The organism is Antiquaquibacter oligotrophicus, assembly GCF_020535405.1.
Lineage (GTDB): Bacteria > Actinomycetota > Actinomycetes > Actinomycetales > Microbacteriaceae > Rhodoglobus > Rhodoglobus oligotrophicus.
In genome coordinates this window covers 2,306,209-2,330,918 of the sequence record NZ_CP085036.1, presented here as the reverse complement: position 1 = coordinate 2,330,918, position 24,710 = coordinate 2,306,209, and the positions used below count along the sequence as shown (strand labels likewise).

The 24,710-nt window shown below is 66.1% G+C and carries 25 protein-coding genes; 3 read left to right on the top strand and 22 right to left on the bottom strand.

Going from position 1 to position 24,710, the window contains the following annotated elements:
• Positions 1–134 precede the first annotated feature (134 nt).
• The gene (locus tag LH407_RS11260) at positions 135–992 is read left to right on the top strand and encodes a hypothetical protein (protein ID WP_322133894.1); all 858 of its coding nucleotides are present in this window, start codon (positions 135–137) and stop codon (positions 990–992) included.
• Between the two features lie 90 nt (positions 993–1,082).
• Here the strand turns inward: LH407_RS11260 and uraH are convergent, their stop codons facing one another.
• Both uraH and uraD read right to left on the bottom strand, forming a co-directional pair.
• Positions 1,083–1,406: a hydroxyisourate hydrolase gene (gene uraH / locus LH407_RS11255; protein ID WP_322133895.1), complete on the bottom strand. Its 324-nt coding sequence runs from the start codon at positions 1,404–1,406 to the stop codon at positions 1,083–1,085.
• Positions 1,403–1,885: a 2-oxo-4-hydroxy-4-carboxy-5-ureidoimidazoline decarboxylase gene (gene uraD / locus LH407_RS11250; RefSeq protein ID WP_322133896.1), complete on the bottom strand. Its 483-nt coding sequence runs from the start codon at positions 1,883–1,885 to the stop codon at positions 1,403–1,405. Before uraD ends, uraH begins: the two co-directional genes overlap by 4 nt.
• A 16-nt stretch (positions 1,886–1,901) precedes the next feature.
• On the opposite strand from uraD, the gene LH407_RS11245 reads away from it, so the two are divergent.
• Positions 1,902–2,438, top strand: a complete 537-nt coding sequence (locus LH407_RS11245; RefSeq protein ID WP_322133897.1) for a nucleotidyltransferase family protein — start codon at positions 1,902–1,904, stop codon at positions 2,436–2,438.
• 228 nt (positions 2,439–2,666) lie between these two features.
• Here LH407_RS11245 and LH407_RS11240 read toward each other — a convergent pair whose 3' ends face one another.
• The 8 genes from LH407_RS11240 to LH407_RS11205 all read right to left on the bottom strand — a co-directional run bounded on the left by LH407_RS11240 (position 2,667) and on the right by LH407_RS11205 (position 10,611).
• On the bottom strand, positions 2,667–3,893 hold the full coding sequence (locus tag LH407_RS11240; RefSeq protein ID WP_322133898.1) for an allantoate amidohydrolase: 1,227 nt from the start codon (positions 3,891–3,893) through the stop codon (positions 2,667–2,669).
• Positions 3,886–5,100 carry a pyridoxal-phosphate-dependent aminotransferase family protein gene (locus LH407_RS11235; RefSeq protein ID WP_322133899.1) on the bottom strand — a complete coding sequence of 405 codons (1,215 nt, stop codon included), beginning with the start codon at positions 5,098–5,100 and terminating at the stop codon, positions 3,886–3,888. The genes LH407_RS11240 and LH407_RS11235 overlap by 8 nt, the downstream gene beginning before the upstream one ends.
• A 273-nt stretch (positions 5,101–5,373) precedes the next feature.
• A complete protein-coding gene (locus LH407_RS11230; RefSeq protein WP_322133900.1) occupies positions 5,374–6,879 on the bottom strand; it encodes an AtzH-like domain-containing protein in 1,506 nt (501 codons plus the stop codon).
• Entirely contained in the window at positions 6,872–7,927 is a 1,056-nt protein-coding gene (locus tag LH407_RS11225; protein ID WP_322133901.1) for an acetamidase/formamidase family protein, read from the bottom strand. Before LH407_RS11225 ends, LH407_RS11230 begins: the two co-directional genes overlap by 8 nt.
• Before the next feature lie 9 nt (positions 7,928–7,936).
• Positions 7,937–8,656 carry a sulfate/molybdate ABC transporter ATP-binding protein gene (locus tag LH407_RS11220; protein WP_322133902.1) on the bottom strand — a complete coding sequence of 240 codons (720 nt, stop codon included), beginning with the start codon at positions 8,654–8,656 and terminating at the stop codon, positions 7,937–7,939.
• A complete protein-coding gene (locus LH407_RS11215; RefSeq protein WP_322133903.1) occupies positions 8,653–9,471 on the bottom strand; it encodes an ABC transporter permease in 819 nt (272 codons plus the stop codon). The genes LH407_RS11220 and LH407_RS11215 overlap by 4 nt, the downstream gene beginning before the upstream one ends.
• Entirely contained in the window at positions 9,446–10,213 is a 768-nt protein-coding gene (modA, locus tag LH407_RS11210) for a molybdate ABC transporter substrate-binding protein (RefSeq protein ID WP_322133904.1), read from the bottom strand. Before modA ends, LH407_RS11215 begins: the two co-directional genes overlap by 26 nt.
• Positions 10,210–10,611 (bottom strand): TOBE domain-containing protein, encoded by a 402-nt coding sequence (locus LH407_RS11205; RefSeq protein ID WP_322133905.1) that lies wholly within the window; start codon positions 10,609–10,611, stop codon positions 10,210–10,212. The genes modA and LH407_RS11205 overlap by 4 nt, the downstream gene beginning before the upstream one ends.
• Before the next feature lie 100 nt (positions 10,612–10,711).
• On the opposite strand from LH407_RS11205, the gene LH407_RS11200 reads away from it, so the two are divergent.
• Entirely contained in the window at positions 10,712–11,152 is a 441-nt protein-coding gene (locus tag LH407_RS11200) for a nitroreductase/quinone reductase family protein (protein ID WP_322133906.1), read from the top strand.
• A gap of 48 nt (positions 11,153–11,200) precedes the next feature.
• Here LH407_RS11200 and LH407_RS11195 read toward each other — a convergent pair whose 3' ends face one another.
• The 12 genes from LH407_RS11195 to otsB form a co-directional block, all read right to left on the bottom strand.
• The gene (locus LH407_RS11195) at positions 11,201–12,304 is read right to left on the bottom strand and encodes a hypothetical protein (protein ID WP_322133907.1); all 1,104 of its coding nucleotides are present in this window, start codon (positions 12,302–12,304) and stop codon (positions 11,201–11,203) included.
• 240 nt (positions 12,305–12,544) lie between these two features.
• Positions 12,545–13,570 carry a ketol-acid reductoisomerase gene (gene ilvC / locus LH407_RS11190; RefSeq protein WP_322133908.1) on the bottom strand — a complete coding sequence of 342 codons (1,026 nt, stop codon included), beginning with the start codon at positions 13,568–13,570 and terminating at the stop codon, positions 12,545–12,547.
• Between the two features lie 56 nt (positions 13,571–13,626).
• Positions 13,627–14,133, bottom strand: coding sequence for an acetolactate synthase small subunit (gene ilvN / locus LH407_RS11185; protein WP_322133909.1), 507 nt, complete (start codon positions 14,131–14,133; stop codon positions 13,627–13,629).
• A gap of 4 nt (positions 14,134–14,137) precedes the next feature.
• Positions 14,138–15,934, bottom strand: coding sequence for an acetolactate synthase large subunit (locus LH407_RS11180; protein WP_322133910.1), 1,797 nt, complete (start codon positions 15,932–15,934; stop codon positions 14,138–14,140).
• Positions 15,935–15,972: 38 nt separating this feature from the next.
• Positions 15,973–17,670, bottom strand: coding sequence for a dihydroxy-acid dehydratase (gene ilvD, locus LH407_RS11175; protein WP_322133911.1), 1,698 nt, complete (start codon positions 17,668–17,670; stop codon positions 15,973–15,975).
• A gap of 39 nt (positions 17,671–17,709) precedes the next feature.
• A complete protein-coding gene (gene mnhG / locus LH407_RS11170) occupies positions 17,710–18,075 on the bottom strand; it encodes a monovalent cation/H(+) antiporter subunit G (RefSeq protein ID WP_322133912.1) in 366 nt (121 codons plus the stop codon).
• Positions 18,072–18,383 carry a monovalent cation/H+ antiporter complex subunit F gene (locus tag LH407_RS11165; protein ID WP_322133913.1) on the bottom strand — a complete coding sequence of 104 codons (312 nt, stop codon included), beginning with the start codon at positions 18,381–18,383 and terminating at the stop codon, positions 18,072–18,074. Before LH407_RS11165 ends, mnhG begins: the two co-directional genes overlap by 4 nt.
• On the bottom strand, positions 18,380–18,934 hold the full coding sequence (locus LH407_RS11160; RefSeq protein WP_322133914.1) for a Na+/H+ antiporter subunit E: 555 nt from the start codon (positions 18,932–18,934) through the stop codon (positions 18,380–18,382). Before LH407_RS11160 ends, LH407_RS11165 begins: the two co-directional genes overlap by 4 nt.
• Positions 18,927–20,507, bottom strand: coding sequence for a Na+/H+ antiporter subunit D (locus LH407_RS11155; protein WP_322133915.1), 1,581 nt, complete (start codon positions 20,505–20,507; stop codon positions 18,927–18,929). Before LH407_RS11155 ends, LH407_RS11160 begins: the two co-directional genes overlap by 8 nt.
• A complete protein-coding gene (locus tag LH407_RS11150; RefSeq protein ID WP_322133916.1) occupies positions 20,504–20,926 on the bottom strand; it encodes a Na(+)/H(+) antiporter subunit C in 423 nt (140 codons plus the stop codon). The genes LH407_RS11155 and LH407_RS11150 overlap by 4 nt, the downstream gene beginning before the upstream one ends.
• Positions 20,923–23,790 carry a Na+/H+ antiporter subunit A gene (locus LH407_RS11145; protein ID WP_322133917.1) on the bottom strand — a complete coding sequence of 956 codons (2,868 nt, stop codon included), beginning with the start codon at positions 23,788–23,790 and terminating at the stop codon, positions 20,923–20,925. Before LH407_RS11145 ends, LH407_RS11150 begins: the two co-directional genes overlap by 4 nt.
• 100 nt (positions 23,791–23,890) lie before the next feature.
• Positions 23,891–24,706 (bottom strand): trehalose-phosphatase, encoded by an 816-nt coding sequence (gene otsB, locus LH407_RS11140; protein WP_322133918.1) that lies wholly within the window; start codon positions 24,704–24,706, stop codon positions 23,891–23,893.
• Positions 24,707–24,710 lie beyond the last annotated feature (4 nt).

Below are 24,710 nucleotides of genomic sequence, written 5' to 3'. Positions count from 1 at the left end.
AGGCTCCCAGAACACCAAGTGACAGGTACTACTGTCCGCCCGGGCTGTTTCGGCCCTGTTACTTCGTGGTTACTCGGTCGTAAAGGTTGACTCCGATCGCGTCACGCCGGGCCGCCGTCGCTCATGCTGGATGGGTGAACGTCATCGAGGGCACCAGAGTGTGGGCGCGTGTGCCTTCGGATGACTTCGTGGCGGCGTTCAGCACGGGCGGACCGTTGAATCCGCTCACTGCGTGGGTGCTCGAGCAGGGCCCCCGCGCAGACCTGCACCTGTGGTCGGACCCGAAGGCGCAAATGCATCGCGCCCGCATCGTCAGTGGCACGGTCGGACTCGTCGACATCGACTGGTCTCCCGTGCGTTTTCAGATCAGCGCGCGGCGGCCACTCAACAAACTCGCGACCTCCACCCTCGACTCAGCGTGGCACCCGAACTCGGCCGCCGCGGTACCGGTCACCCGTGCGCTCGGCTTCCTCACCCGCGCGCTCGACGAGACCGCGGCCCGCGCACGGTTCTCCGTGGCCGCCCTCGCCGACAGCGCCATGATCACGCAGGAGTACGCTCCGCTCCTGACCGGCCCACTCACCGAAACCACCCCGGTTGTGGCGGTGCAGGATGCCCTGCTCCCGGCCCCCGTCGCCGGTGGTGCCCCGTTCTTCTCGTCGGCCCCGGATGCCGTCACCGTCGACGACGGGAGGCTCCAGCTTGTGCGGGTGTACGGCGCACGCGCTCCAGAGTTGCGGTTCGCGGCGGCCCAGGCGCACGTCGACGTCGAACTCTTCGCACTCGAGGGGGCGGAGCAGATTGCCGCGGCCCGCCGCCACCTCGGACTCCGTGCTGCGCTAGTGCCGATTCGGGACGCGCCCGTGCGGGCCCTCGTCGTTGTGGAGGGCGGGGCATCCGATCGCCTCATCGAGCAGTACGAGGCGGTGCGATCGCGGCTGGTCGAGCGCGGGGTGCTCGACGCTCACGCGCTCCGGTTCACGGTGCTCTAGGAACCCCGTTCCGCCCGTGAGGTGCCCACTTCGGTGGGTTCGGTTGCGAAAATACCCACCGAACTGGGCACCTCACGGAGGGGACGGAGGTCAGCTGCCGCGGTAGGTGCTGTAGCCGAACGGGCTCAGCAGCAGGGGCACGTGGTAGTGCGATTCCGCATCGGCGATGACGAAGTCGACCGTCACTCGCGGGTAGAACGTCTCGGTTCCGGATGCCGCGAAGTACAGTCCCGTCTCGAACTCGAGACGGTAGTCCCCCACCGCGAGCAACTCGGGGCCGAGGTCGGGCACGCGCCCGTCCGGGTTGGTGACGGCGCGGGCGATCTCACCGTCGGGTCCGGACAGCACAACCGGGATGCCCTCAGCAGGGCGGCCCAGTGCGGCATCCAGCACGTGAGTGGTGACGTGGCTCATGCGGCATCCTCTCCGAAAAGCTTCTCCAACCGCAGCAACGCGATGTCGCGCAATTGCTCGCCAACAATCGCGAGTTCCGTATCGTTGTCGAGCTCGAGTCGGCGGGTGAGCTCGGCAAGAATCTCGGCCCGACCGCGGCCAGCCGCGCGGATGATGAACACGCGACCGAAGCGCTCCTCGTAGGCGCGATTGCCCGCAGCGATCTCCTCGGCGAACTCGGTGTCGCTGCCCTGCTCCGCGCGGCTGAAGGACTGCGAGGTGCCCTCCCCCTTCGGCTTCTCGCCGATGCGGGGGTGGTGGGCTATCGCCTCGTCGATCTCGGCGGGCGACAGCGGAGTGGCCGCCGCATGGGCCGCGGCTAGCAGCGCGGCGAGGTCGTCGAAGGGGGCAGCGGATGCGACATCCTCCACCCATCTCGGCACGGCAAGGCTCGCGGCGAGCCCCTCCCGTAGTGCGGTGTCGGAGACGTTCAGGCTCATGGGTATAACTGTACGCATGGCGGGAATCACCGGAATCGTGCTCGCCGCCGGTGCGGGCACACGCGCGGGCGGCCCGAAGGCTCTGCGACGCGCGGACGACGGCACACCATGGATCGAGCTCGCGGTGGACGCGCTCCGGGCAGCCACCGAGGACATCGTTGTTGTGCTCGGCGCGGCACCGGAGGCACCCGTGCCGGGCTTCGTGCACACCGTCATCGCCGAGGACTGGCAGCGCGGACTGTCGGCGTCGCTTCGCGCGGGCCTTGCCGCGGTGCCGAGCACGGATGCCGCGCTCGTGACCCTCGTTGACCTGCCCGGATTACCTCGGTCCGTCGTCGAGCGGGTGGTGCACCAGTCGTGGCCGGGCGTGCTGCGACAAGCGACGTACGACGGCCGGCCCGGGCATCCGGTGCTCCTCGGACGCGACCATGTTCGCCGGGCGGCCGAAAGGCTGGACGGCGACCGCGGTGCCCGCGCCTACCTCGTCGACAACGGGGTCGAGGAGATCGAGTGCGCCGACCTCTGGGACGGTACCGACGTGGACACTGCCTAGGGTCACGCTCTCTCCCACCCGCGGCCTCACCGCTCGTTATCGTGCACTTCTCCGGAGCTTTCGACCCTGGATCACTCCAGCCACAGCTACGTCGGCTGAAACCCGGGGCTGTGAAAATGAACCCTCCGGAGAAGAGGGAAATGAGGCCGAGTGGAGTCGGGGCCGGGAACCGGGACCCGGGAGTCGGGAGTCGGGAGTTGGGGTGCAGTGGAATGCGGGGTGCGGAGATCAGCGCTGCTTTGCGAGTTCCAGAACGGCGGCCTCGTAGGCGTCGAGCGCCACCGCAACATCGGCCTTCGTGACCGACTCGTCGGGGTGGTGGCTCACACCACCTTTGCACCGGATGAACAGCATTGCGATCGGTGCAACCGCCACCACGGCCATCCCGTCGTGTCCGGCTCGGCTCCACATCGCCATCGGCTCCGCATCACCCGTCGCCCGGATGCCCGCCTCAACCGCACTCCGGAGATCCAGGTCGCACATCACGGCGTCAGCGCGGTACATCTCCTCCGCATGGAACTCGAGCCGCCGTCGCGCGGCGATCTCCTTCGCCGCCTCACGGATAGCTCGGAGCGCCTCGTCCCGATCGTCGTCGAACTCCGCGCGCAGATCGAGGCTGAAGTCGACCCGTCCCGGGATGACGTTGACGCCGCCCGGGAGCACCTCGAGTTTGCCGACGGTGCCGATGACGTGGCGTTCCTTGGAGATGCGTTCGATCTCGACCACGAGTTCGCTCGCCCCGACGAGGGCGTCGCGGCGGCGGTCATAGGGCGAGCCGCCAGCGTGGCCAGCCTTGCCGATCATCGTGAACTCGAACCGGCGAGCGCCCGCGATGGAGGTGACAACACCGAGCGCTCGATCGGCATCCTCCAACCACGGACCCTGCTCGATGTGCGCTTCGAGGTACCCGACGAACTGTTCGGGCCGACGGAAGGCGCCCGGCAGTCGCGCGGGGTCGAGGCCGAAGTCGACGAAGGCTTCCGCGAGGGAGATGCCGTCCTCGTCCCGCAGATCCCACCACTCGTCGTCCCACTGGCCGGACAGTGCCCTACTGCCCATGAGTGCGTTGCCGAAGCGTGTGCCCTCCTCATCACTGAAGGCGACAACCTCGATGGCGAATGGAAGTTCGGATGCCCGATCACGCAGCCGCGCGACAACCTCGATCGCGAGCAGCACACCGAGCATCCCGTCGTAGCGTCCGGCATCGGGGACCGTGTCGATGTGCGAGCCGAGGAGGAGCGCTGGCAGGTCCGGCTCACGGCCCTCGAGTCGCCCGCACTGGTTGCCCGCGGCATCCTGCCACGTGGACAGTCCCGCCTCCTCCATCCACGACGCGACGAGTTCGTTGGCTGCTTTGTGTTCGGGTGTGAGGTGCACTCGAACGAGATGGTCGGGGTCGGCCGAGATCGCAGCGAGCTCGTTGCTGCGATCCATCACACGCTGGGCGTCACCCATAGAAGTCGACCGCCGCTCCGACACCCGCGCCCGACGTCACCGTGACTCCACCACGGCTGAGGACGTTCTCGAGCGCTGCGAGAGTCGTGAGCACGGCATCCCGTCGCGTGTTGTAGCCCATGACGCCCACACGCCACACCTTGCCGTGGAGGGGTCCGAACGAAGTACCGATCTCGATACCGAAGTCCTCGAGCATGGTTGCTCGCCCTGCGTCGCCGTCTATGCCGTCCGGGATATATACGCCGACGACGTTGTTCATGCGCACCGATTGGTCGCCGAAGATCTCGAAGCCCAGGGCTCTGAGCCCCTCGACCATCGCTGCGCCGTGAAGCCGATGACGTTCGACGGCGTTGGGGAGACCCTCCTCGACGAGCAGTCGCGCGCACTCTCGGGCGCCGTAGAGCATGCTCGTCGCCTCGGTGTGGTGGTTGAGCCGCCGCGGGCCCCAGTAGTCGAGGATCTGACCGAGGTCGAAGTAGTTGCTGCGCACCGGGTGGGCGCTGACGGCGTCACCCTCGGCCCGGATGCCCGCCTCCACCGATTTGCGAGAGTTCACAACATCCACGGCCGCTGCCGACAGGGTGATCGGCGCGCTTCCCGACGGGCCGCCGAGACATTTCTGCAGGCCGGCTGTCACGACGTCGATGCCCCACTGGTCGGTCTCGAATGTGTTGCCGCCGAGGGAGGCCGTGGCATCCGTGTAGAGAAGCACGCCGTGTTTTCGGCAGAGTTCCCCCAGCTCATCGAGCGGCTGGGCGACGGTCGTCGACGTGTCGCCGTGGACAACCGCGAGGAGCTTCGGTTTGTGCTCGATGATCGCGGCCTCGATTTCGGACGGCGTGAAAACGGTGCCCCACTCACGCTCGATCACTCGCACGTCGGCCTGGGCGCGTTCGGCGATCTCACGCAACAGGTGACCGAACCGACCGAAGATGGGAACGAGCACAACATCGCCCGGCTCGAGAAGCGAGATCAGCGCCGCCTCGATGCCCGCCCGGCTCGTGCCGTCCACGAGGAGAGTCGCCTCGTTCTGCGTGCGAAACACTCCGCGATAGAGCTCCATGGTCTCGTTCATGTATGCCGTCATCGCGGGGTCGTACTGACCGACGAGTTGTGCGGACATGGCCCGCAGAACACGAGGATCGGCGTTGATCGGGCCAGGGCCCATCAGCAGTCGCGGCGGAGGATTGATGGGCTCGGCTGACATGGCCCCATCGTATGCGGCGCGTGCTACGGGAATGTTACTGAGATCAACATTTTGGATGCCACGCGGAAGCACCAGCGTGCCCCTCGTGCGTTTTTCGCGCACTTTTCCGGAGCTTTCGGGCTGAAGTCACACCTGTAACGCGCACATTCGCGCCCCATCAGGGTGCCCGCGCGCAACCCTCCGGAGAAGAGTGAAATGCGGGTCGGGCGGGCAGGCAGCGCAGGCGTGTCGGAGCGGGGAAGGCAGCGCGGGCGGGGCGCGGCGGGCGGTCGGTCAGGAGCGGCTCGACGACTCGAGCAGTTGCTCGCCCAGGGCGATGAGGGCGATCTCGCTGTGCCGTGGCCCCACGAGACACAACCCGACGGGTGCGGGAAGCAGTGCACCCGACTGCGGCACCGAGAGCAGCGGCACGCTGAGCGCGGGCCTCCCCGTGATGCCGGCAACGGAGGTGAGACGCATCGTTCCCTGACGGGTTGCCTCAACGGTCGCGGCGTCGGTCACAGCGCTGGGGGCGATCGAGGATGCCGATGGCAGAAGCAGCACGCGATCGCCGAGCACCTCGTCCAGACGTGCACGCGCCTCCGCGAGTCGCAAGCGCGCCGACGACTCCTGCTCGGCGGTGACGAGTGCTGCCGCGGCGAAGCGCCCCGCGACATCCGGTCCCAGAGCTCCCGGGTGCGCCGACACCCAGGCACCGTGCGTGGCCCACGCCTCCGCCGCCTGCACGCTGCGGAAGATGTAGAGTAGCTCGCTGGCGTCTCCGATGTCGATTCGTTCGTGCTCACCGACTGCGGCCGTGAACGCGGCGCGCACGTCCGGAGTCGCGTGCTCGAGCAGGTCTGGCGCGACAACGAAGTCTCCCGCCGCCGCGTGCTCGCGCAGGCTCGCACCGGCGGCGCCCTTGAGGGACGCGGCGTTGCGTGTGAGCCATCCGACCGTGTCGAACGTGGGTGCGAGCGGCAGCAGCCCCTCTGCGGAGACTGCTCCGTGAGTCGTGCGGAGGCCCCACAACCCCTGGTACGAGGCGGGAACACGAATCGACCCTCCCGTGTCAGTTCCGAGGCCGATGCTCGCTTGTCCGAGCGCAACCGCCGAGGCCGGGCCGCTTGTCGACCCTCCTGGCAGTCCGCCCACAACGGCAGGGCTGGGTGGCGTGCCGTAGTGCGAGTTCTGCCCCGCGATCGAATACGCGAACTCATCCGTCTGGGCGATGCCGGCAACGCTCGCTCCGTGGTCGAGCAACTGCTGCACTGCCGTCGCGTTTGCGGACTCGACGGATGCCTCGGCCAGCCACACCGGATTGCCCGCGCCGACCGCATAACCCCCAACGGCGAACAGGTCCTTCACCGCGACGGACTCCCCCGCCAAGGGTCCCTCACCGCTTGGAGGCACGAGGGGTGCCCCGGCTGCCCTCCAGATCCGCGAATCGATCGCGGGTACCGGCAGGGACACATGCGCCGCGGTGACCTTCCAGTCACCGTCGATGCGGCGCCACAGTTGCGTTTGCTGACCGCGCCCGCCCGTGCGCGGAGCCGTTACCGCGATGACGAGCGCCGCATCATCCGAGACCTCCCGGACCTCCACATGGAGGATCTCCCGCAGCGGGGCACCGCCCCGGCCTCGACGGAAGTCGCTGATCGCATCGTGGCCGACAAGGATGCCCGCCGCGTCGCCGCGAAGTGTGTCAGGGCCGGGTGCGAACAGCGCGTCCAGTTCCACCAGGTCGTTGGCCATGAGCGCGCGCTCATAGCGCCAGAATGCCTGCAGTACGTCACCCAAAGTCGGCCACCCTGATCCGGGCGTGCACACCCTTGACGAGGTCGACGACCTGGCTGATGTTGAAGTCCGTCGCGGCGCTCAGGTACGCGTACGCGTGCTCGGCATCCATCCCGAATCGAGCACGGAGGAGCGCGATTGCCGCGCGCACACAATCCTGAACGGCGATATCGAGGTCCTCGTTCATTCCCGTCGGAATGAGGTATTCGCTGGTCTCGGCGAGCGGCCCGACGAGCTCGCCGAACTCCCGAATCGCATCCTCGTGCGCGACAACCTCGAACCGGATGGTCGCGCGCAGTGAAGCTTCCATGGCGGTAAGCGCCACCTCGCCGTCACCCTGCGCGAAGTGCGGGTCGCCGATGTACGCGAGCGCTCCGTCGACCTGCACGGGAAGGTAGAGCGAAGCACCCTCGGTGATGAGGTTGATGTCGATGTTGCCCCCGTGCGGCCCCGGCGGCACGGAGTGCGGCCGTTCATCGCCGGCGACCGCGACACCCATGATGCCGAGGAACGGTGCCAGCGGGAATCGCACGGTGTGATCGTCACCGAGCGTGCGCGGGAGTGTGCCGTGCTCGCCATCCACCCCGGCGAAAACACTCACCGTCTCCTGCCGCACGGGGTACTCACCGTGCAGCGCGCCTCGTCCGTGACGGTTGGAGACGACGCCGTAGGGCACCCGCTGCAGGGTCTCGACAACCGTCATACGCAGGAGGTCGCCGCGGCGCGCGCCAGCAACCCGGATCGGCCCCGTGACAACGTGCGGCCCCCGATCACCTCGCGAGCGGTCGGATGCGGCGAGCGCCACCGCGTCATCGAGCACCAGCTCGCGCGGCACACCGTAGCGACCGAAAAACGCGACGGGGTCACGGCCCTGATCCTCGAGGATCCCCTCGTGGCTGATCGTGTCGATCGTGACCTCGGTACCGGGGTCGATCGAGAGCACCGGAGTGTCCTGCTCACACGGAAGACTCCCCCACAGAACGTCGGTGGGCTCTGCGGGGAGATAGGTCGCGGAGCGGATCGGTCCGAGACCGGGTTGCAGGGCATCCATCCGTTCACCCTATTCGGACTGGGCGCCCGTCAGGCGACGCACGTAGTCGGTCGCCGGATGCCGCCGCAGCCCGTCGAGCGTCCCGCGCTGCGTCACCCTGCCGCGTTCGAGCACCATGACGTCGTGCGCGAGCGAGCGCACGTCGGCCGCATCGTGGGTGACGAGCACCGCGATCCCACCCCACTCGCGGAGGTGACGACGCAGCTCGGAGCGCACCTCGTCGCGGACTTCCACGTCGAGCGCCGCGAGGGGTTCATCGAGGAGCAGCACGTCGGGTTCAGCGGCGAGAGCGCGGGCGAGTGCCACACGTTGCGCTTGACCTCCCGACAGTTCGGACGGGCGACGCTGCGCGAGATCGTGAACCCCGAATCGCTGCAACCACGAGGATGCACGTTCGCGGGCTTCATCGCGAGCAACCCCTCGAGAACGGGGCCCGAAGGCCACGTTCTCGATAACGGTCAGGTGCGGAAAGAGCAGGTAGTCCTGGAACACGTAGCCCATTCGCCGAGCCTCGATGGGTGCGGTGATGACGTCTCGCGCGCCGACACGAATCGACCCGTGGGCGTGCACCGTACCGGCGAGCGCTCCGAGGATCGTCGACTTACCCGCTCCGTTCGGACCGACGATGCACAGCGGCTCGCCTGGCTCCACGTGGAGCTCGACCTCAACGGTGAAGGCGTCACGGGGCACCGAGATCGTTGCCTCGAGAGCGCGGGCACGCTGCGTCATCCGGTCACCCCCGGCACCCACCGGTCGCGCAGGCTCACCAGCACGGCGACACTCACCGCCATGAGCACGAGGGAGAGGGCGATCGCGGCGTCAGGGTCGGTCTGCAACTGGAGGTAGGTGGCGATCGGGAGAGTCTGGGTGACCCCGGGGAAACTTCCCGCGAAGGTGATGGTCGCGCCGAACTCCCCCAACGCTCGGGTGAAGCAGAGGAGGGCCCCGGCGCTCACCCCCGGCGCCACCAGCGGCAGGGTCACACGCCGGAAGACCGTCCAACGGGATGCCCCGAGGGTCGCGGCGACAACCTCGAACCGACGATCGGATGCCCGAAGCGCCCCTTCGACGGCGAGCACGAGGAAGGGCATCGCGACAAAAACTTGGGCGATCACCACGGCGGCGGTCGTGAACGGAACGGTGATCCCGAACCACGCGTAAAGCCACTCCCCGGCGAGACCTCTCCGCCCGAGCAGCAGGAGCAGGGCAACTCCCCCGACCACGGGTGGGAGCACGAGCGGCACCGTCACGAGCGCACGCAAGAGCCGACGCGGCACGGCTGGCCATGTCGCGCTGCGGGCAAGGACGAGCGCGAGCGGGATGCCGAGAACCAGCGCGATCGCCGTTGACATGAGCCCCGTCCCGAGCGAGAGGGCGAGCGCCTGCAGCACGTCGGTCTGGGCCAGCAACTCGGGAAGGCGACCCCACGGCGCCCGTAGCACAAGCGCAAGAAGCGGGAGGCCGAGCAGGGCGAGCGCGAGCGCAGCCGGCACCCACAGCACGGGCGCCAGGAGGCTCCTACGACGCCGGTCCGAAGCCTGCATCGCTCAGAATCTCCTTTCCGACGTCGCCGTCGACGAACTCGACGAAGGCGAGCGCGGCGCGCAGGTTAGGTGCATCCCGCAGCACGCCGATCGGATAGGAACCGACAGCCCCGGCCGCCTCCGCGAACGAGATCCCGTCGACCGCGTCGCCTGCCGAGAGGATGTCCGTGCGGTAGACGAGGCCTGCGTCCACTTCACCCAATCTCACCTTGGTCAGTACGGCCTTGACGTCCTGCTCGTAGGTGTCGACCGACGGTGACACCCCGGCGCTGTCAAAAGCCGTGTCTGCCGCTGCACCACACGGCACCTCGACCGCGCACACGGCGATGGCCAGCTCCGGGCGTGCAAAATCAGCGAGGCCGGTTACGGCCCCCGGGTTGCCCGACGGAACTGCGATCTCGAGTGTGTTGGTGGCAAACACCCCCTCAACGTCGATCATGCCGCCATCAACGACGGTGTCCATGGTCTCGTCGCTGGCGGCGGCGAACACGTCAACGGGGGCGCCTTCGACGATCTGTGCGGCGAGCCCGGAGCTGCCCCCGTAGCCGAGCACCACCGTGACATCCGGGTGCTCCTCCTCGAACCGGTCGGCGATCTCATCGAAGACCTCGGTGAGGGATGCCGCCGCAAATACCGTCAGTGTGCCCGAGAGCTCCTCGGACTGCGCTGCGTCATCGGACATCGCACAACCGGTGAGTACCAGTGCCGTGGCAAGGCCCGCAGCGGCAGCACTGAGCCTCACGGCACCTCCACCACAACAACCGTGGCCTTCGCGCTGGCGGTCGCGAGAACACCCGGTTCGAGGCCCAGTTCCTCCGCCGCCTCACGACTCATGAGCGAGACGACTCGGAACGGTCCCGCCTGTAGTTCGACCTGCGCCATCACACCGTCCATGGTCACCGCGGTCACGATGCCCGTGATCCGATTCCGGGCGGATGCCCGCGAGTGCGGGAACGCCACATCGATGGCCGAGGCGGCGGCGAGCTCCTGCGCAAGCGCGGCGAGCTGAGTTCCGGCAATGGTGGCTGGACCCCGGTCCGAACTCGTGAGAGTGAGTCGGCCGGCATCCGCCCATCGGCGGACGGTGTCATCGCTGACGCCCAGAAGCGCGGAAGCCTGGCGAACGGTGAACTGGTCCATAATTCCCGCTTTCGCGTCGATATGTGCTCATAGTAGTCGCGTATGCGTCTTGAGCGCACCGCGCTCTGACATGCCAGCCACGCGCACTAGCCTCGACATCATGCCCAGCACGTTCTCCATGAAAACCATGAACGCCATCCACCGAGCCATGATCGCGGTCACTGGGGGTCGAGCCGGGTGGAACCTTCGCGGGATGCCCGTGCTCGAACTCACGACAACAGGCCGCCGCAGCGGGGAACCCCGCACGAGCATGCTCACGAGCCCACTTCGCCTCCACGGTGACGAGGTTGTTGTGGCCTCGCGCGGCGGGGACGATGCACATCCCGCGTGGTTGCTCAACCTCGAAGCGAATCCGAACGTTCTCGTCGCGGTCGAAGGTGGTGAGCCCCTGCCCCGCACTGCCCGCGTGCTCGAGGGAGCGGAACGCGAGAACGCGTGGGAACTCATCGTCGAACGTCACCCGCACTATGCGGGGTATCAGCGCAAGACGACGCGCACCATCCCCCTGGTTGTGCTCGAGCGCCCCACCGAGGCTCCTTAACGAACGTAGGGGCCCCCGACATCGAGGGCCCCTACGGTGTGATGAGAACTAGTTCGCTGCAGTGCGGCGACGGATGCCCACGGCAACCGCACCCGCACCGAGAAGCACGAGCACACCCGCGATTCCGGCGATGCCCATGGCACCCTCGGAACCGGTCGCGGCGAGCTTCGGCGCCTCAGGCTGCGGAACGGGAACCGGCGCCGGGTTCGGCTGGACCTGACCCCAGTTGACGACGCTGACACCCTCGAGGCCAGCGGTGAGGCGACCGGAGAAGGTGTCGAACTCCGCCATGGCGGGAACGAGGGCGTCCGCTGCCTGCTCCTGAACGCCGGACTCCTCGTTGGTGTAGCCCAGTTCGATGAGGAGTGCCGGGTTCCACAGCGCGAAGTAGGAGACCGCGCGCACGTCGCCAGCGGGGATCGTGAACGACGACACGCTTGCGTCGTACTCGTCACCGTCGATGTAGTTCAGGGTCGCGGGAGCGGCGGCATCCGAGCTTCCCCAGGCAACGCCGCCGGGGGCGTCGTAGTTGTTGTAGTGAACGGCCCAGCGAGCACCTGCCGCGGCAAGCGCGTCGCTGCTGGTGGTGTCCTCAGCGGCCGGCACCGGGAGGATGCTGTCATCCTGGCCCTGGTAGCCCCACAGCTGGCCCGAGCTGCCGAAGTCGGTGTAGAACTCGACCTCGTCGATGGTGACCTCGGCGTCGGTGTCGTTGTACAGGAAAGTCGTCACACGCACGAGGTCACTCGCAGCGTAGATTCGCACCTCGGAGACAACAACGAGGCCCGCGTCAGCGAAGTCTTCGTTGGAGGACGCGCACACGAAGAGAAGGTCCCCCGTCGCGGCGTCGGTGCTGACATCCACGGTGTCCTCCGGGTCGCAGTACACGCTCTCGAAATCGAGGCCGAGGCTAGCGGAATCGATGTAGGTGTAACCCATGCCGTCCCAGATGTCCGTGTACTCCTCCGAGTCAGGTCCCGTGATGAGGTCGACATCGTTGATGGAGACGTCGTAGCTCTCGTAATCCCAGTAACCGAGACCAAACTCAACGCCGCTACCGTCCCACGGCTCTGCGTTGGCTGGTGCGGCGACGGCGACCGTCATGATGCCGGCGACGCCGATGGCGGTCGCGATGGCGGCAATGGACTTCATAGTGAATTACCCCTTGAATAGCTGCGGAAAACTGCGTGAAACGCGCCCCCAGATGCGCGCACCTCAACGTTATCCCGCGCTCACAGGTTAAATTCAGGTTTTGACCTCTCCCCCTACCCCCAGACGTGGGGGTACAGATCGGTCCACTCGCTCTACCCTCGAACGGGGGACGGCAACGAGGAGTCGCGAGCAACAAAAAGGGGCCAGGAAGTCAGACTTCCCGGCCCCTTTCAGCGAAAACTAGCGCGCTGCCGAACCATCGACGTAGTCCTCGTCCTGCTGCTTCCACGCGAAGAGGGCGCGCAGCTCGCGGCCCGTCGACTCGATCGGGTGCTGCTCACCCTTGGCGCGCAGCTCGCGGAACTCGGGGGCACCGGCATCCTGGTCGTCGATGAAGCGCTTGGCGAAGGCACCCGACTGGATGTCACCGAGCACGGCCTTCATGTTCTCCTTGACGCGGGGGTCGATCACACGCGGGCCGGAGACGTAGTCACCGTACTCAGCGGTGTCGGAGACGCTCCAACGCTGCTTGGCGATGCCACCCTCCCACATGAGGTCGACGATGAGCTTGAGCTCGTGGAGCACCTCGAAGTAGGCGATCTCCGGCTGGTAGCCAGCCTCGACGAGGGTCTCGAAGCCGTACTGCACGAGCTGCGAGGTACCACCACAGAGAACGGCCTGCTCACCGAACAGGTCGGTCTCGGTCTCCTCGGTGAAGGTCGTCTTGATGACGCCGGCGCGCGTACCACCGATGGCCTTCGCGTAGGAGAGCGCGGTGTCCCAAGCGGAACCCGTTGCATCCTTCTCGACGGCGATGATGTCCGGGATGCCACGGCCAGCGACGAACTCGCGGCGCACCGTGTGGCCCGGCGCCTTGGGGGCCACGAGGATGACGTCGACACCCTCGGGAGCCTCGATGTACCCGAAGCGGATGTTGAAGCCGTGCGCGAAGGCGAGCGTCTTGCCGGGGGTCAGCTTGTCCTTGATCGACTCGGCGTAGATGCCGCGCTGGAACTGGTCCGGTGCCAGGATCATGATGAGGTCGGCCCACTCGGCCGCGTCGGCGACCGACTTGACCGGGAAGCCCTGCTCCTCGGCCTTCGGTGCCGACTTCGAGCCGGCCTTGAGTGCGATCGCTACCTCGACACCGGAGTCGCGGAGGTTCTGCGCGTGGGCGTGGCCCTGCGAGCCGTAGCCGACGATGGCCACCTTCTTGCCCTGGATGATCGACAGGTCGGCGTCCTTGTCGTAGAAGAGTTCGGTCATGTGGATGCTTCTCCTTGTTGTGGTGTGTGAGATCTACTCGGTGGAGCCCAGGCGGGCTAATTCTTAAAAACGCGCTCGGTGATCGACTTGGAACCGCGACCGATGGCGAGGAGGCCGGACTGCGCGATCTCCTTGATGCCGTACGGTTCGAGTACACGCAAGAGCGCCTGGATCTTGCCGGAGTCGCCGGTCGTCTCGATCACGAGGGCGTCGGTGGAGACATCCACCACGCGAGCACGGAAGAGGTTCACCGCCTCGAGAATCTGCGACCGAGTCGTGTTGTCGACCTTGACCTTGATCAGCAAGTGCTCGCGCTGCACGGCGGTCGCGGGATCGAGCTCCACGATCTTGATCACGTTGACGAGCTTGTTGAGCTGCTTGGTGACCTGCTCGAGCGGCAACTGCTCGACGTCGACCACAACAGTGATGCGAGAGAGGCCTTGGATCTCGCTCTTACCGACGGCGAGCGATTCGATGTTGAACCCGCGGCGGGCGAACAGGCCCGCGACGCGTGTCAGCAGACCGGGCTTGTCCTCAACGAGAAGGGACAGGACGTGGCTCATGCGCTTACTCCTCTTCCCACTCGGGGGCATGGTCGCGTGCGTACTGCACGCTCGAGTTTCCGACACCCTGCGGAACCATCGGCCACACCATGGCATCCCGGCTCACGATGAAGTCGATGAGCACGGGGCGATCGTTGGTCTCGAGGGCGAGCTGAATGGCCGGGTCGACCTCCTCCGGCTTGGTGACGCGAATCGACAGGGCGCCGTAGGCCTCGCCGAGCTTCACGAAGTCGGGAATCATCGCGGTGTCATGACCGGTATTGAGGTCGGTGAACGAGTGGCGACCGTCATAGAAGAGGGTCTGCCACTGACGCACCATTCCGAGCGACGAGTTGTTGATGATCGCAACCTTGATCGGGATGTTGTTGATCATGCAGGTCGCGAGCTCTTGGTTGGTCATCTGGAAACAACCGTCACCATCGATGGCCCACACCACGCGGTCCGGGTTGGCGACCTTCGCGCCCATCGCGGCGGGAACGCCGTAGCCCATGGTCCCTGCTCCACCGGAGTTGAGCCAGGCGCCCGGGCGCTCGTACTTGATGAACTGCGCTGCCCACATCTGGTGCTGTCCGACGCCGGCAGCGTAGATGGCTTCCGGCCCGCTGAGCTCGCCGATGCGCTGGATGATCTGCTGCGGCGAGAGGAGACCGTCGTCCGGCATCGTGTAGCCGAGCGGGTACTGGGTACGGAGGGTGTCGAGTCGCTTCCACCACGAGGCGTAACGATCGGTCCCTTTGGCACTCTGGCCTGCGGATGCATCGGTGAACGCCGCGGTGAGGTCGACGATCACGTCCTTGGCGTCGCCGACGATGGGCACGTCCGCCGCCCGGATCTTGCCGATCTCGGCCGGGTCGATGTCGACGTGGACGATCTTGGCGTGGGGAGCGAACTCGCTCGGCTTGCCCGTGACGCGATCATCGAACCGCGCACCGAGCGAGATGATGAGGTCGGATTCCTGCAGCGAGAGCACCGCGGGCACCGAGCCGTGCATGCCCGGCATGCCGAGGTGCTGCGGGTTCGAGTCGGGGAAGGCACCGCGAGCCATCAGGGTCGTGACAACGGGTGCACCGACGAGGGTCGCCAGCTCGAGGAGCTCGGCGGATGCCCCCGCCCTGATCACACCACCACCGACGTAGAACACCGGCTTCTCCGCCTCGAGCAGCATCTGCGCGGCGGCAATGACCTGCTTACCGTGGGCCTTGATCACCGGGCGGTAACCCGGCAGGTCAACCTTCGGCGGCCAGATGAACGGCGCGCTCAGCTGCTGGGCATCCTTGGTCACATCCACGAGCACGGGGCCTGGGCGGCCGGTCGTGGCGATGTGGTACGCCGCGGCGAGCGTGGCCGGCACGTCCTCCGGCTTGGTGACGAGGAACGAGTGCTTGGTGATCGGCATCGTGATGCCCACGATGTCGACCTCCTGGAAAGCATCCGTGCCCATGGAGGTCGAGAAGACCTGGCCGGTGATCGCCAGGAGCGGCACGGAGTCCATGTAGGCGTCGGCGATCGCGGTGACGAGGTTCGTCGCACCGGGGCCGGAGGTCGCGATGGCGACACCCACCTTGCCCGAGGATGAGGCATAGCCCTCCGCGGCGTGGCCAGCTCCCTGCTCGTGGCGAACGAGGATGTGACGCACGGCCGTGGAGGCCATGAGCTCGTCGTAGAACGGCATGATCGCACCGCCCGGCAGACCGAAAACGTCGGTGATGCCGAGGTGCTCGAGAGATTTGAGGATCGCGCCCGATCCGGTGAGGATTTCGGGCGTGGTCGACTTAGGCCGAGGGGCCTGGTCGGTTGACATGAATTATTCCTTTAGAAGCGTCGAGAGTGATCAGCTTGTCAGCCCGTCACGGCACCGACAGCAGCCGAGTGCACGAGACGGGAGTACTTCGCGAGAACGCCACGGGTATAGCGCGGAGGAAGCGGTGCCCAGCCGTCGCGGCGGGCTTCCAGCTCTGCCGGGTCAACCAGTAGGTCGAGCGAGCGAGCTGCGATATCGACCCGTATCAGATCACCATCGCGCACGAAGGCGATGGGACCTGCGTCCACCGCTTCGGGAGCTATGTGGCCGATGCACAGGCCGGTTGTGCCGCCTGAGAATCTACCGTCCGTCAAGAGTAATACATCTTTTCCGAGACCCGCGCCCTTGATGGCCGCGGTGATGGCGAGCATCTCCCGCATTCCGGGGCCGCCCTTGGGGCCCTCGTAGCGGATAACGACAACCTCACCCGGGTTGATGCTGCCCTCGGTGAGTGCATCCAGTGCGGCGCGCTCGCGCTCGAAGACGCGCGCCGTGCCCTCGAAGACCTCGGCGTCGAAGCCCGCCGTCTTGACGACCGCACCCTCGGGAGCGAGCGAGCCGTGCAGGATCGTGAGGCCGCCGGTCTCGTGAATGGGGTTGTCGAGCGTGCGCAGCACCTCGCCGTCGAGCGGGTCCGGGTTCAGCTCGGCGAGGTTCTCGGCGACCGTCTTGCCGGTGACGGTGAGGCAGTCGCCGTGAATGAGGCCGGCGTCGAGCAGCGCCTTCATGAGCACGGGGATACCGCCGTGACGGTCAACGTCGTTCATGACGTACTTACCGAACGGCTTGAGGTCGCCGATGTGCGGAACCTTCGAGCCGATGCGGTTGAAGTCGTCGAGAGTCAGTTCCACCTCGGCCTCGTGGGCGATGGCCAAGAGGTGGAGCACGATGTTCGTCGAGCCGCCCAGGGCCATGCCGACCGCGATGGCGTTCTCGAACGCCTCCTTGGTGAGGATGTCACGCACGGTGTGGCCGCGCTCGAGCATCCCGACAACGGCCTCGCCAGAGCGGTGCGCGTAGTAGTCGCGGCGGCGGTCGGCGGATGCCGGACTCGCCGAACCCGGAAGCGAAAGCCCGAGCGCCTCGGCCACCGAGGCCATCGTGTTGGCGGTGTACATACCACCGCAGGCACCCTCGCCGGGAGCAAAAGCGCACTCGATGCGCTTGGCGTCCTCGAGGCTCATCTTGCCGGCTTTGACGGCGCCGACTGCCTCGAACGAGTCGATGATGGTGATGTCCTTCTCGGTGCCGTCCGAGAGCTTCACCCAGCCGGGTGCGATGGACCCTGCGTAGAGGAAGACGGAGGCGAGGTCGAGGCGAGCAGCAGCCATGAGCATGCCCGGGATCGACTTGTCACAACCGGCCAGGAGCACGGAGCCGTCGAGGCGCTCGGCCTGCATGACGACCTCGACCGAGTCGGCGATGACCTCGCGCGAGACGAGCGAGAAGTGCATCCCCTCGTGTCCCATCGAGATGCCGTCGGAGACGGAGACGGTGCCGAACTGCAGCGGGTATCCCCCGCCGGAGTGCACACCCTCCTTGGCCGCCTGGGCAAGCCGGTCGAGTGAAAGGTTGCACGGAGTGATCTCGTTCCACGAGCTCGCAATACCGATCTGGGGCTTGTCCCAGTCGGCGTCACCCATACCTACCGCGCGGAGCATTCCGCGGGAGGTGGTCGCTTCGATTCCGTCGGTGACCGTGCGCGAGCGCGGCTTGAGGTCGTGGGTTTCCTGCATGTTACGAGATTAGCGCGTGTGCCAGGGGCACCAGGCGCGTTATGGCCCGGTCTCCTTCGATGCTCGCTCGATTGCGTCGTCCAACTCATCGGTGACCAACTGATCTCCTCGAAAGTTGCCCGTTCGATAGCCAGCACGACCGACCATGTGAGCAGAGATGGGAGCGGTGAGCGCCTGGAACACGAGAACCGGAGCGAGCACAAGCAGGGTCGACCAGTTGCGATCTTCGAGCGCGATTGCCGCGAGGATGAACATGAGACCCAGGATCTGCGGTTTGGTTGCTGCGTGAAGGCGCGTGAGCGCGTCGTTGAAGCGCACGAGTCCGACACCTGCGGCCACCGAAAGCACCCCACCCAGCACGAGGAAGGCGGCGGAGATCGCGTCCAGCACGTCGTCGAGGGTCATGAGTCGGCGTCCTTCCGCGCGGGATCGAGCGGAGCATCCTTCGCCCGGTCCTGTTTGGAGACGTAGCGCGCAACGGCGACCGTCGCGAAGATTGCGACCGCGGAAAGCACGAGCATGAGTGGCACGTTGCGCGTGTGCCCGTTGACGACCATCTCGGCTCCGACCACAAGCATGAGGGTCGTGAGCAGCACATCGGACGCGATCATGCGGTCGAGGATCGACGGCCCCCTCACCACTCGGTAGAGCGCGAGCAGCGCACCGGCGCCAAAGAGCACACCGGCCACGACGTAGAGGATGCCATCGATCATGCGCCCGTCCTTTCCACGTCGGCACGCGAACCGATGGCGCGGACGATTCCGCGCTCAACGGAGAGAACCTTGCGGCGCATCTTGTCGATCCCCTCGGCGTCGTCAACTCCGATCAGGTGAAGATACAGAATCGACCGATCGCGATCGACCTCGAGCACGAGAGAGCCGGGGATGAGAGAGATCGTGATGGCCGTGAGAGTTGTGATGAAGTCGGATGCCGTCACCAGATCGACCGCGATGACCGCGTTGCTCCTCACGCTGCGTGGCCGGAAGGCCAGCCACGCCACCTGGAAGGACGCGCGCACGACATCCCAGAGAAAACGCAGCAAGAACACCCCGAACCAGAAAGGATTGAACCGACCGGAGAGTTCGACCGGCGGCAGGTAGAAGAATCGGGTCACCGCGACGGCGACAATGATCCCGCTCACCACGCTGATCCAACTCACCGTGCCCCACAGCAGCATCCACAGCACGACCAGTGCGACAAGCAACGGCAATTGCTGCCATACCCGCCACCGAACCTGCTTCGCGGTTTCCTGGTGATCAGTCATCGACACCTCCCACCGGGTCCTCGCCCGTCGGGAACACGAGGCGGACGTACTGGGAGGGGCCTTCGAGGTTCTCGCCTGCACGTGTGCTGATGCCGTAGAGCGGCCCGGCAAAGACCGTGAGCGCGACAGAAACGATGACCATTCCCGCGGTTGCCCCCGTCATCAGTCGAGGAATGCTGCGGGTCGTCTTGACGGCGGTGTCACCCGGCGCCTCGCGAACGTTGTCGAGCATCGGTGACTCGTAGCCTTCGACATCCGCGGCCGGCCGCCAGAAGGCGAGGTTCCACACCCGCATGAGGGCGTAGAGCGTGAGCAGCGATACAAGCGCGCCGGCACCGATGAGCGTCCACGCGAGGGGTGTGCCGAGTTCGGCGCTCGCCTGGAACAGCGCGAGCTTGCCAAGGAATCCGGAGAACGGCGGGATTCCGCCGAGGTTGAGGGCAGGGATGAAGAACAGGAGCGCGATGACGGGCGACGCCTTCAACAGTCCGCCGAGTTTGGTGATCGATGTCGTTCCGCCCTGACGTTCGATGAGTCCGGCCGCGAGGAAGAGAGTCGCCTGCACGATGATGTGGTGGACGATGTAGTAGATCGCCGCCGCCGTTCCGATCGCACTGCCGAGGGCAACACCGAGGATCATGTACCCGATGTGGCTCACGAGCGTGAAGGACAGCATCCTCTTGATGTCTGCTTGCGCCACTGCACCGAGAACGCCGATGACCATCGTGAGTAGGGCGACAACGAGGAGAGCCGGATTGAGTTCGGAACCCGGGAAGATCACTGTCTCCGTGCGGATGATCGCGTAAACACCAACCTTGGTGAGCAAACCGGCGAACACAGCCGTGACGGGGGCAGGCGCGGTTGGGTAGGAGTCCGGCAACCAGAACGAGAGCGGGAACACCGCGGCTTTGATGCCGAATCCGATCAGCAGCATGACGTGAAGCACAATCTGCACATCGACGGGGATGTCCGCCATTCGAATCGAGATTTGAGCAATGTTGACCGTGCCGACGGCCGCGTAGATCATGGCGATCGAGGCGAGGAAGATCATCGACGATACGAGGCTCACGACGATGTAGGTGACGCCCGCTCGGATTCGAGCTTCAGTCCCCCCGAGAGTGATGAGCACGTAACTCGACACGAGCAGGATTTCGAACCCGACATAGAGGTTGAAGAGGTCGCCGGCGACAAAGGCCGTCATCACTCCGGCCGCCAGGATCATGTACGTCGGGTAGTAGATGGAGACGGGAGTCTCGTCGTCGCCGTCGGCGAGACCCTGACCGATCGAGAATACGAGAACCGCGAGAAGCACAATCGCCGAGACGACGATCATCAGGGCCGACAACCGGTCGACGACAAGCACTATGCCAAATGGCGCAGCCCACCCACCGACCTCCACGACGAGCGCACCCTGGGTGTCGGCGACGAAGAGCAGCACGCTGCCGATGGCGACCATGGCGCTGAGCGCGACGATCGCGACCAAACGCTGAGCCCGCGGACGTTTACCGAGCGCGAGCGCGGACCCCGCTCCGATGAGCGGGACCAGCACGATGAGAGGTACGAGAGCGGTCACGACGATCGCTCCTCGAACTCGGTGTCGCTCTGAGCGGCCTCGTTCTCTTCGGCCTGCATCGGGAGCCCTTCACGCATGGCGACATCGTCGGCGTCATCCTCGACTCGATCCTGCGTGCCGAGGCGCCACGAGCGGTAGATGAGCGCCATGAGGAAAGCGGACACAGCGAAGGTGATGACGATGGCAGTGAGGATGAGTGCCTCCGGGAGTGGGTCCGTCATTTCCTCGGCCGTCACCCCGTCCTGAACGATTGGGGCGATACCAGCCTGTCCCGCCATCGTGATGATCAACAGGTTGGTTGCGTTGCCGACGAGGAGGAAGCCGAGGAGCACTTTTGTCATGCTCCGCTCGAGGAGGAAGTAGACGCCACACGCATACATGACGGCCATGGCGGCAAGCAGCACGAGGGAGATCGTCATGATTCCGCCACCTCGCTTTCCTGCTGACGGTCGACTTCCGCACCCAGACTGCGGAGCACATCCAGCACGAGCCCGACGACGACGAGGTAAACGCCGATGTCGAAGATCGTGGAGGTGACGAAGTCGAGCGAACCGAACTCTGGTGGGACGAGTGGGATCCACGCGGAGGTGAGCGCTTCCGCGCCGACGAAGAGGGGCACGAGCGCGGTGCCGACGGCGAGGAGGAGGCCCGTCCCCAGGAGCTTGCCAGCGTCAACGGGTGCAGCCGCACCCAACTCCACGCGGCCGCCCGCGAGATAGCGGGCGACGAGCGCCATACCGGCGACGAGTCCTCCGGCGAACCCGCCGCCGGGAGCGTTGTGACCGACAAAGAGGATGTAGAGCGATACGACGATCACGGCGTGGAAGATCAGACGCACCACAACCTCGAGAAGGATGGAGCGGTTGTGGGCCGCAAGGGTGCGGCCCGCGAGGAGCCAAGAGGTCCGCTCCCCCGTCGCGGGGCTCGCCGCGCGCCGTTGGATGCGCTCTCTGATCGTGAGACGGGCCTTCTTGCGCGGCAGTCGCGGCAGATTGTCGGAGCGGGTGGAGATAAAGATGAGACTCGCCACACCGGTCGCGGCAGCAATCACGACCGAAAGCTCACCCATCGTGTCCCACCCGCGCAGGTCGACGAGCGCCACGTTGACGACGTTGCGCCCGTGACCCTGCTCGTAGGCGAGCTGCGGCCATTCCAGGGAAATCGGGAGGTCGGTGCGGGCGCCGGCGGCCACGACGGCAACGACGGCCATGAGAAGCCCGACGCTCACTCCGATGACCGCGCGGATGCCACGGTGGCGGCTACCGTGGCGCTCCCCCAGCCTCGCCGGGAGTCTGCGGAGCACCAGCACGAAAGCCACGAGGGTGACAATCTCAACCAGAATCTGCGTGAGGGCGAGATCTGGTGCGCCCTGAAGGGCGAAAAGCGCGGACATCCCGAAGCCCGTGACGCCGACGAGAACAACGGCTTGGAACCTCTTGCTTGCGCGGAGCGCCGCCTGCGCCGCGATGATCATGATCGCCGCGATCGCGATCTGTGCGGGGTAGTCCCAGTAGCGGAAGTTCGTTGGCCATGACGTGTTGAGCGCCAACGCGGCAGCGACCGTAAGCACAAAAACGAGGTAGGTGACTCCGAGGTAATACGGGAGCGAACCGCGCTGCGTGAGACTCGTCGTCTTCGCCGCAAGGCGATCGATGAAGCGCACAGTCGCCGAGTACCCGGCCGCCGCAGAGAAACGAGTGACGGGAGCCGCTGGAACTGCGGCGCGGCGGCGCTGAACGAGGAAAAGCGTCACACCGAGCGCAATCGACGCGATCGAGATTCCGAGTGCCGGTTCGAAGCCGTGCCACAACGCCAGGTGATACTCGTGGTCGCTCTCGGAGGGGAACAGGTTGGCGTAACCCCGGATCCATCCGTCGACAAGCGGCGAAACGAGGCCGAGCACAAGTCCACTCGCTGCGAGCGCCACAGGCGAGACGAGGAATGCCGGATGCTCGGGCGCACGTCGCATCGCCTGGACTCCGGTCTTCGTCGCAAAGCCTCCCCAGAGGAAGCGCAACCCATAGGCAGTTGTGAGCACGGAACCGACGGCGACACCGACGAGGGCGATCCAGCCGATCGCACCGAATTCGAGCGCCGCCTCGATGAGACCGGTGAGCGCCGCTTCTTTCGCCACAAATCCGAGCAACGGAGGGAGGCCGATCATCGACGCGAGCGCGAGCACGGTGACCGTAGTGACAACGGGCATCTCGCGTCCGAGGCCGGAAAGCCTACGCAGGTCGCGAGTGCCGGCCCGGTGGTCGATGATGCCGACGACCAGAAAGAGCGTTGCCTTGAAGAGAGCGTGGGCGGTGAGGAGCGCGAGGCCTGCGAGCGCCGTGTCGCGGGTACCGACGCCCATGACAACCACGAGGAAGCCGAGTTGACTCACCGTGCCGTAGGCGAGAAGGAGCTTGAGGTCGTTCTGTCGAGTCGAGAGCCAGCCGCCGAGAAGCATCGTCACGACGCCGAGCACGATGATCGTCTCTCGCCACCCTGGGAGCGACGCGAAGCCCGGGGCCATGACGGCGATGAGGAACACGCCCGCCTTCACCATCGCCGCCGCGTGAAGGTAGGCACTGACCGGGGTCGGTGCGGCCATGGCGGCGGGGAGCCAGAAGTGGAAGGGGAAGATGGCCGACTTCGAGAGCGCGCCCACGAGCACGAGGATGACCGCAACGATCGTGAATCCGCCTCCGGGGGCCAACTCGACGATACGCGCGAGGCTTGTCGTACCGGTCGAGACCGAGAGCATCACGAGACCCACGAGCATGACGAGGCCACCGAAGGTTGTAACCAGGAGCGCCTCGAGTGCTGCCCCTCGGCTGGCCTTGTTCGCCGTCTTGTGCCCGATCAGCAGGTACGACAGAACACTCGTGGCCTCCCAGAAGATGAAGAGCAGGAAGACGTCGTCGGAGATCACCAAGCCGTACATCGCTCCCGCGAAGGCGAGGAAGATGCCGGCAAATCGGCCGAGCGCCGGCTCGTCATCATCGAAGTACCAGACGCAGTAGATCATCACGAGGGCGCCAACGCCCGAGACGATCAATCCCATCACCCACGAGATCGTGTCCATGCGGAAGGCCAGCGCGAGCCCGAGTTCGGGAATCCACGGCACCGTCTGGATGACGGCATCCGCTTGTGCTTGTGTCGACTGCAGAAGCGTGTAAACAAAAGCAGCAGTCGGAACGACTGCTGCGATGAGAAAGACCTTGGTGCCGAGGAGCCGGGCAAGAACCGGGATGAGCAGCGCTCCGAGCGCGAACGCGAGGAGGATGCTGATCATGGGTCCTCCCCGGGTCGGAGCAACGGTGATTCCGGGGGAACAACCGTCGCGGCGGCTACTCCTATATTACTAGGGTCTCAGAGCGACATCCCGAGCTCGCCTACTGTTCGTGCACATCTCCGTCGCGTAAGTCGGCGAGCAGCGAGAGCACCGCAGCGACATCAGTGGGGCCCGGCACCCTGAACGCTGCGAGTGTTGTTCCGGGGCCGGACTTCAGGCCGAAGTCGTCGGCGCCGAGTGCGGCGAAGGCATCCTCATCCGTGACGTCATCGCCCGCGTAGAACACGGCGTCCGCATCGACGTAACGGCGAAGATGCTCGATAGCTTCACCCTTGGTCGTGGAACGCACCGAGAACTCGAGCACGTTTTTGCCCTCGCGCACGGTGAGGTCCTCGAGTGCGGATGCCGCTTCCGTGCGCGCTACGACGTGCGCGATGCGGCTGTTCTCCTCGGTGGCCAGACGCGTGTGAAGAGCAAACCCGGCCGGCTTCGGTTCGAGCCACACGTCGTCAAGGGAGTCCGCGACACCGCCGAGAACGGTACCGAGCACTTCAACACGTCGAATCTCGCCCGTGTCGAGGGGCACCTCGTCGCCGGGGTTGTCGAGCCTGATCTCGATGCCGTGCGATCCCACCAGCAACACGTCATCGGGCGCTTCGGCGACCCGCTCGAGGCTGTCGAGCGCACGACCGGATACGAGCGCGACACGTGTGTTGCGAAGTTTCGACAGTCGGATGACGGCGGCATGGGCTTCCGGAAGCGCGCGGGCCTTCTCGGGGTCGTCGACCTCGGGTGCAAGCGTCCCGTCGAAGTCGAGGGCGACGAGAAGCCGTCGAGTGCGAGCGAGTTCGCGAAGGGCGCCAACAAGGGGCTCCGGAAGGCGCGAAAAACGGGGCGGTGTATCAATGTCGACCATGGGG

Coding starts and splice junctions, on each gene's coding strand:
- LH407_RS11220 (WP_322133902.1), bottom strand. CDS start 8,656: ATGACGCAGCGTGCCCGCGCTCTCGAGGCAACGATCTCGGTGCCCCGT.
- ilvN (WP_322133909.1), bottom strand. CDS start 14,133: ATGAGCCACGTCCTGTCCCTTCTCGTTGAGGACAAGCCCGGTCTGCTG.
- LH407_RS11180 (WP_322133910.1), bottom strand. CDS start 15,934: ATGTCAACCGACCAGGCCCCTCGGCCTAAGTCGACCACGCCCGAAATC.
- LH407_RS11165 (WP_322133913.1), bottom strand. CDS start 18,383: ATGATCGATGGCATCCTCTACGTCGTGGCCGGTGTGCTCTTTGGCGCC.
- LH407_RS11200 (WP_322133906.1), top strand. CDS start 10,712: ATGCCCAGCACGTTCTCCATGAAAACCATGAACGCCATCCACCGAGCC.
- otsB (WP_322133918.1), bottom strand. CDS start 24,706: ATGGTCGACATTGATACACCGCCCCGTTTTTCGCGCCTTCCGGAGCCC.
- ilvD (WP_322133911.1), bottom strand. CDS start 17,670: ATGCAGGAAACCCACGACCTCAAGCCGCGCTCGCGCACGGTCACCGAC.
- LH407_RS11215 (WP_322133903.1), bottom strand. CDS start 9,471: ATGCAGGCTTCGGACCGGCGTCGTAGGAGCCTCCTGGCGCCCGTGCTG.
- LH407_RS11160 (WP_322133914.1), bottom strand. CDS start 18,934: ATGACTGATCACCAGGAAACCGCGAAGCAGGTTCGGTGGCGGGTATGG.
- uraH (WP_322133895.1), bottom strand. CDS start 1,406: ATGAGCCACGTCACCACTCACGTGCTGGATGCCGCACTGGGCCGCCCT.
- LH407_RS11145 (WP_322133917.1), bottom strand. CDS start 23,790: ATGATCAGCATCCTCCTCGCGTTCGCGCTCGGAGCGCTGCTCATCCCG.
- ilvC (WP_322133908.1), bottom strand. CDS start 13,570: ATGACCGAACTCTTCTACGACAAGGACGCCGACCTGTCGATCATCCAG.
- LH407_RS11245 (WP_322133897.1), top strand. CDS start 1,902: ATGGCGGGAATCACCGGAATCGTGCTCGCCGCCGGTGCGGGCACACGC.
- LH407_RS11205 (WP_322133905.1), bottom strand. CDS start 10,611: ATGGACCAGTTCACCGTTCGCCAGGCTTCCGCGCTTCTGGGCGTCAGC.
- LH407_RS11195 (WP_322133907.1), bottom strand. CDS start 12,304: ATGAAGTCCATTGCCGCCATCGCGACCGCCATCGGCGTCGCCGGCATC.
- mnhG (WP_322133912.1), bottom strand. CDS start 18,075: ATGACCCTCGACGACGTGCTGGACGCGATCTCCGCCGCCTTCCTCGTG.
- LH407_RS11150 (WP_322133916.1), bottom strand. CDS start 20,926: ATGACGATCTCCCTCGTGCTGCTTGCCGCCATGGCCGTCATGTATGCG.
- LH407_RS11235 (WP_322133899.1), bottom strand. CDS start 5,100: ATGTCAGCCGAGCCCATCAATCCTCCGCCGCGACTGCTGATGGGCCCT.
- uraD (WP_322133896.1), bottom strand. CDS start 1,885: ATGAGCCTGAACGTCTCCGACACCGCACTACGGGAGGGGCTCGCCGCG.
- LH407_RS11225 (WP_322133901.1), bottom strand. CDS start 7,927: ATGGATGCCCTGCAACCCGGTCTCGGACCGATCCGCTCCGCGACCTAT.
- LH407_RS11240 (WP_322133898.1), bottom strand. CDS start 3,893: ATGGGTGACGCCCAGCGTGTGATGGATCGCAGCAACGAGCTCGCTGCG.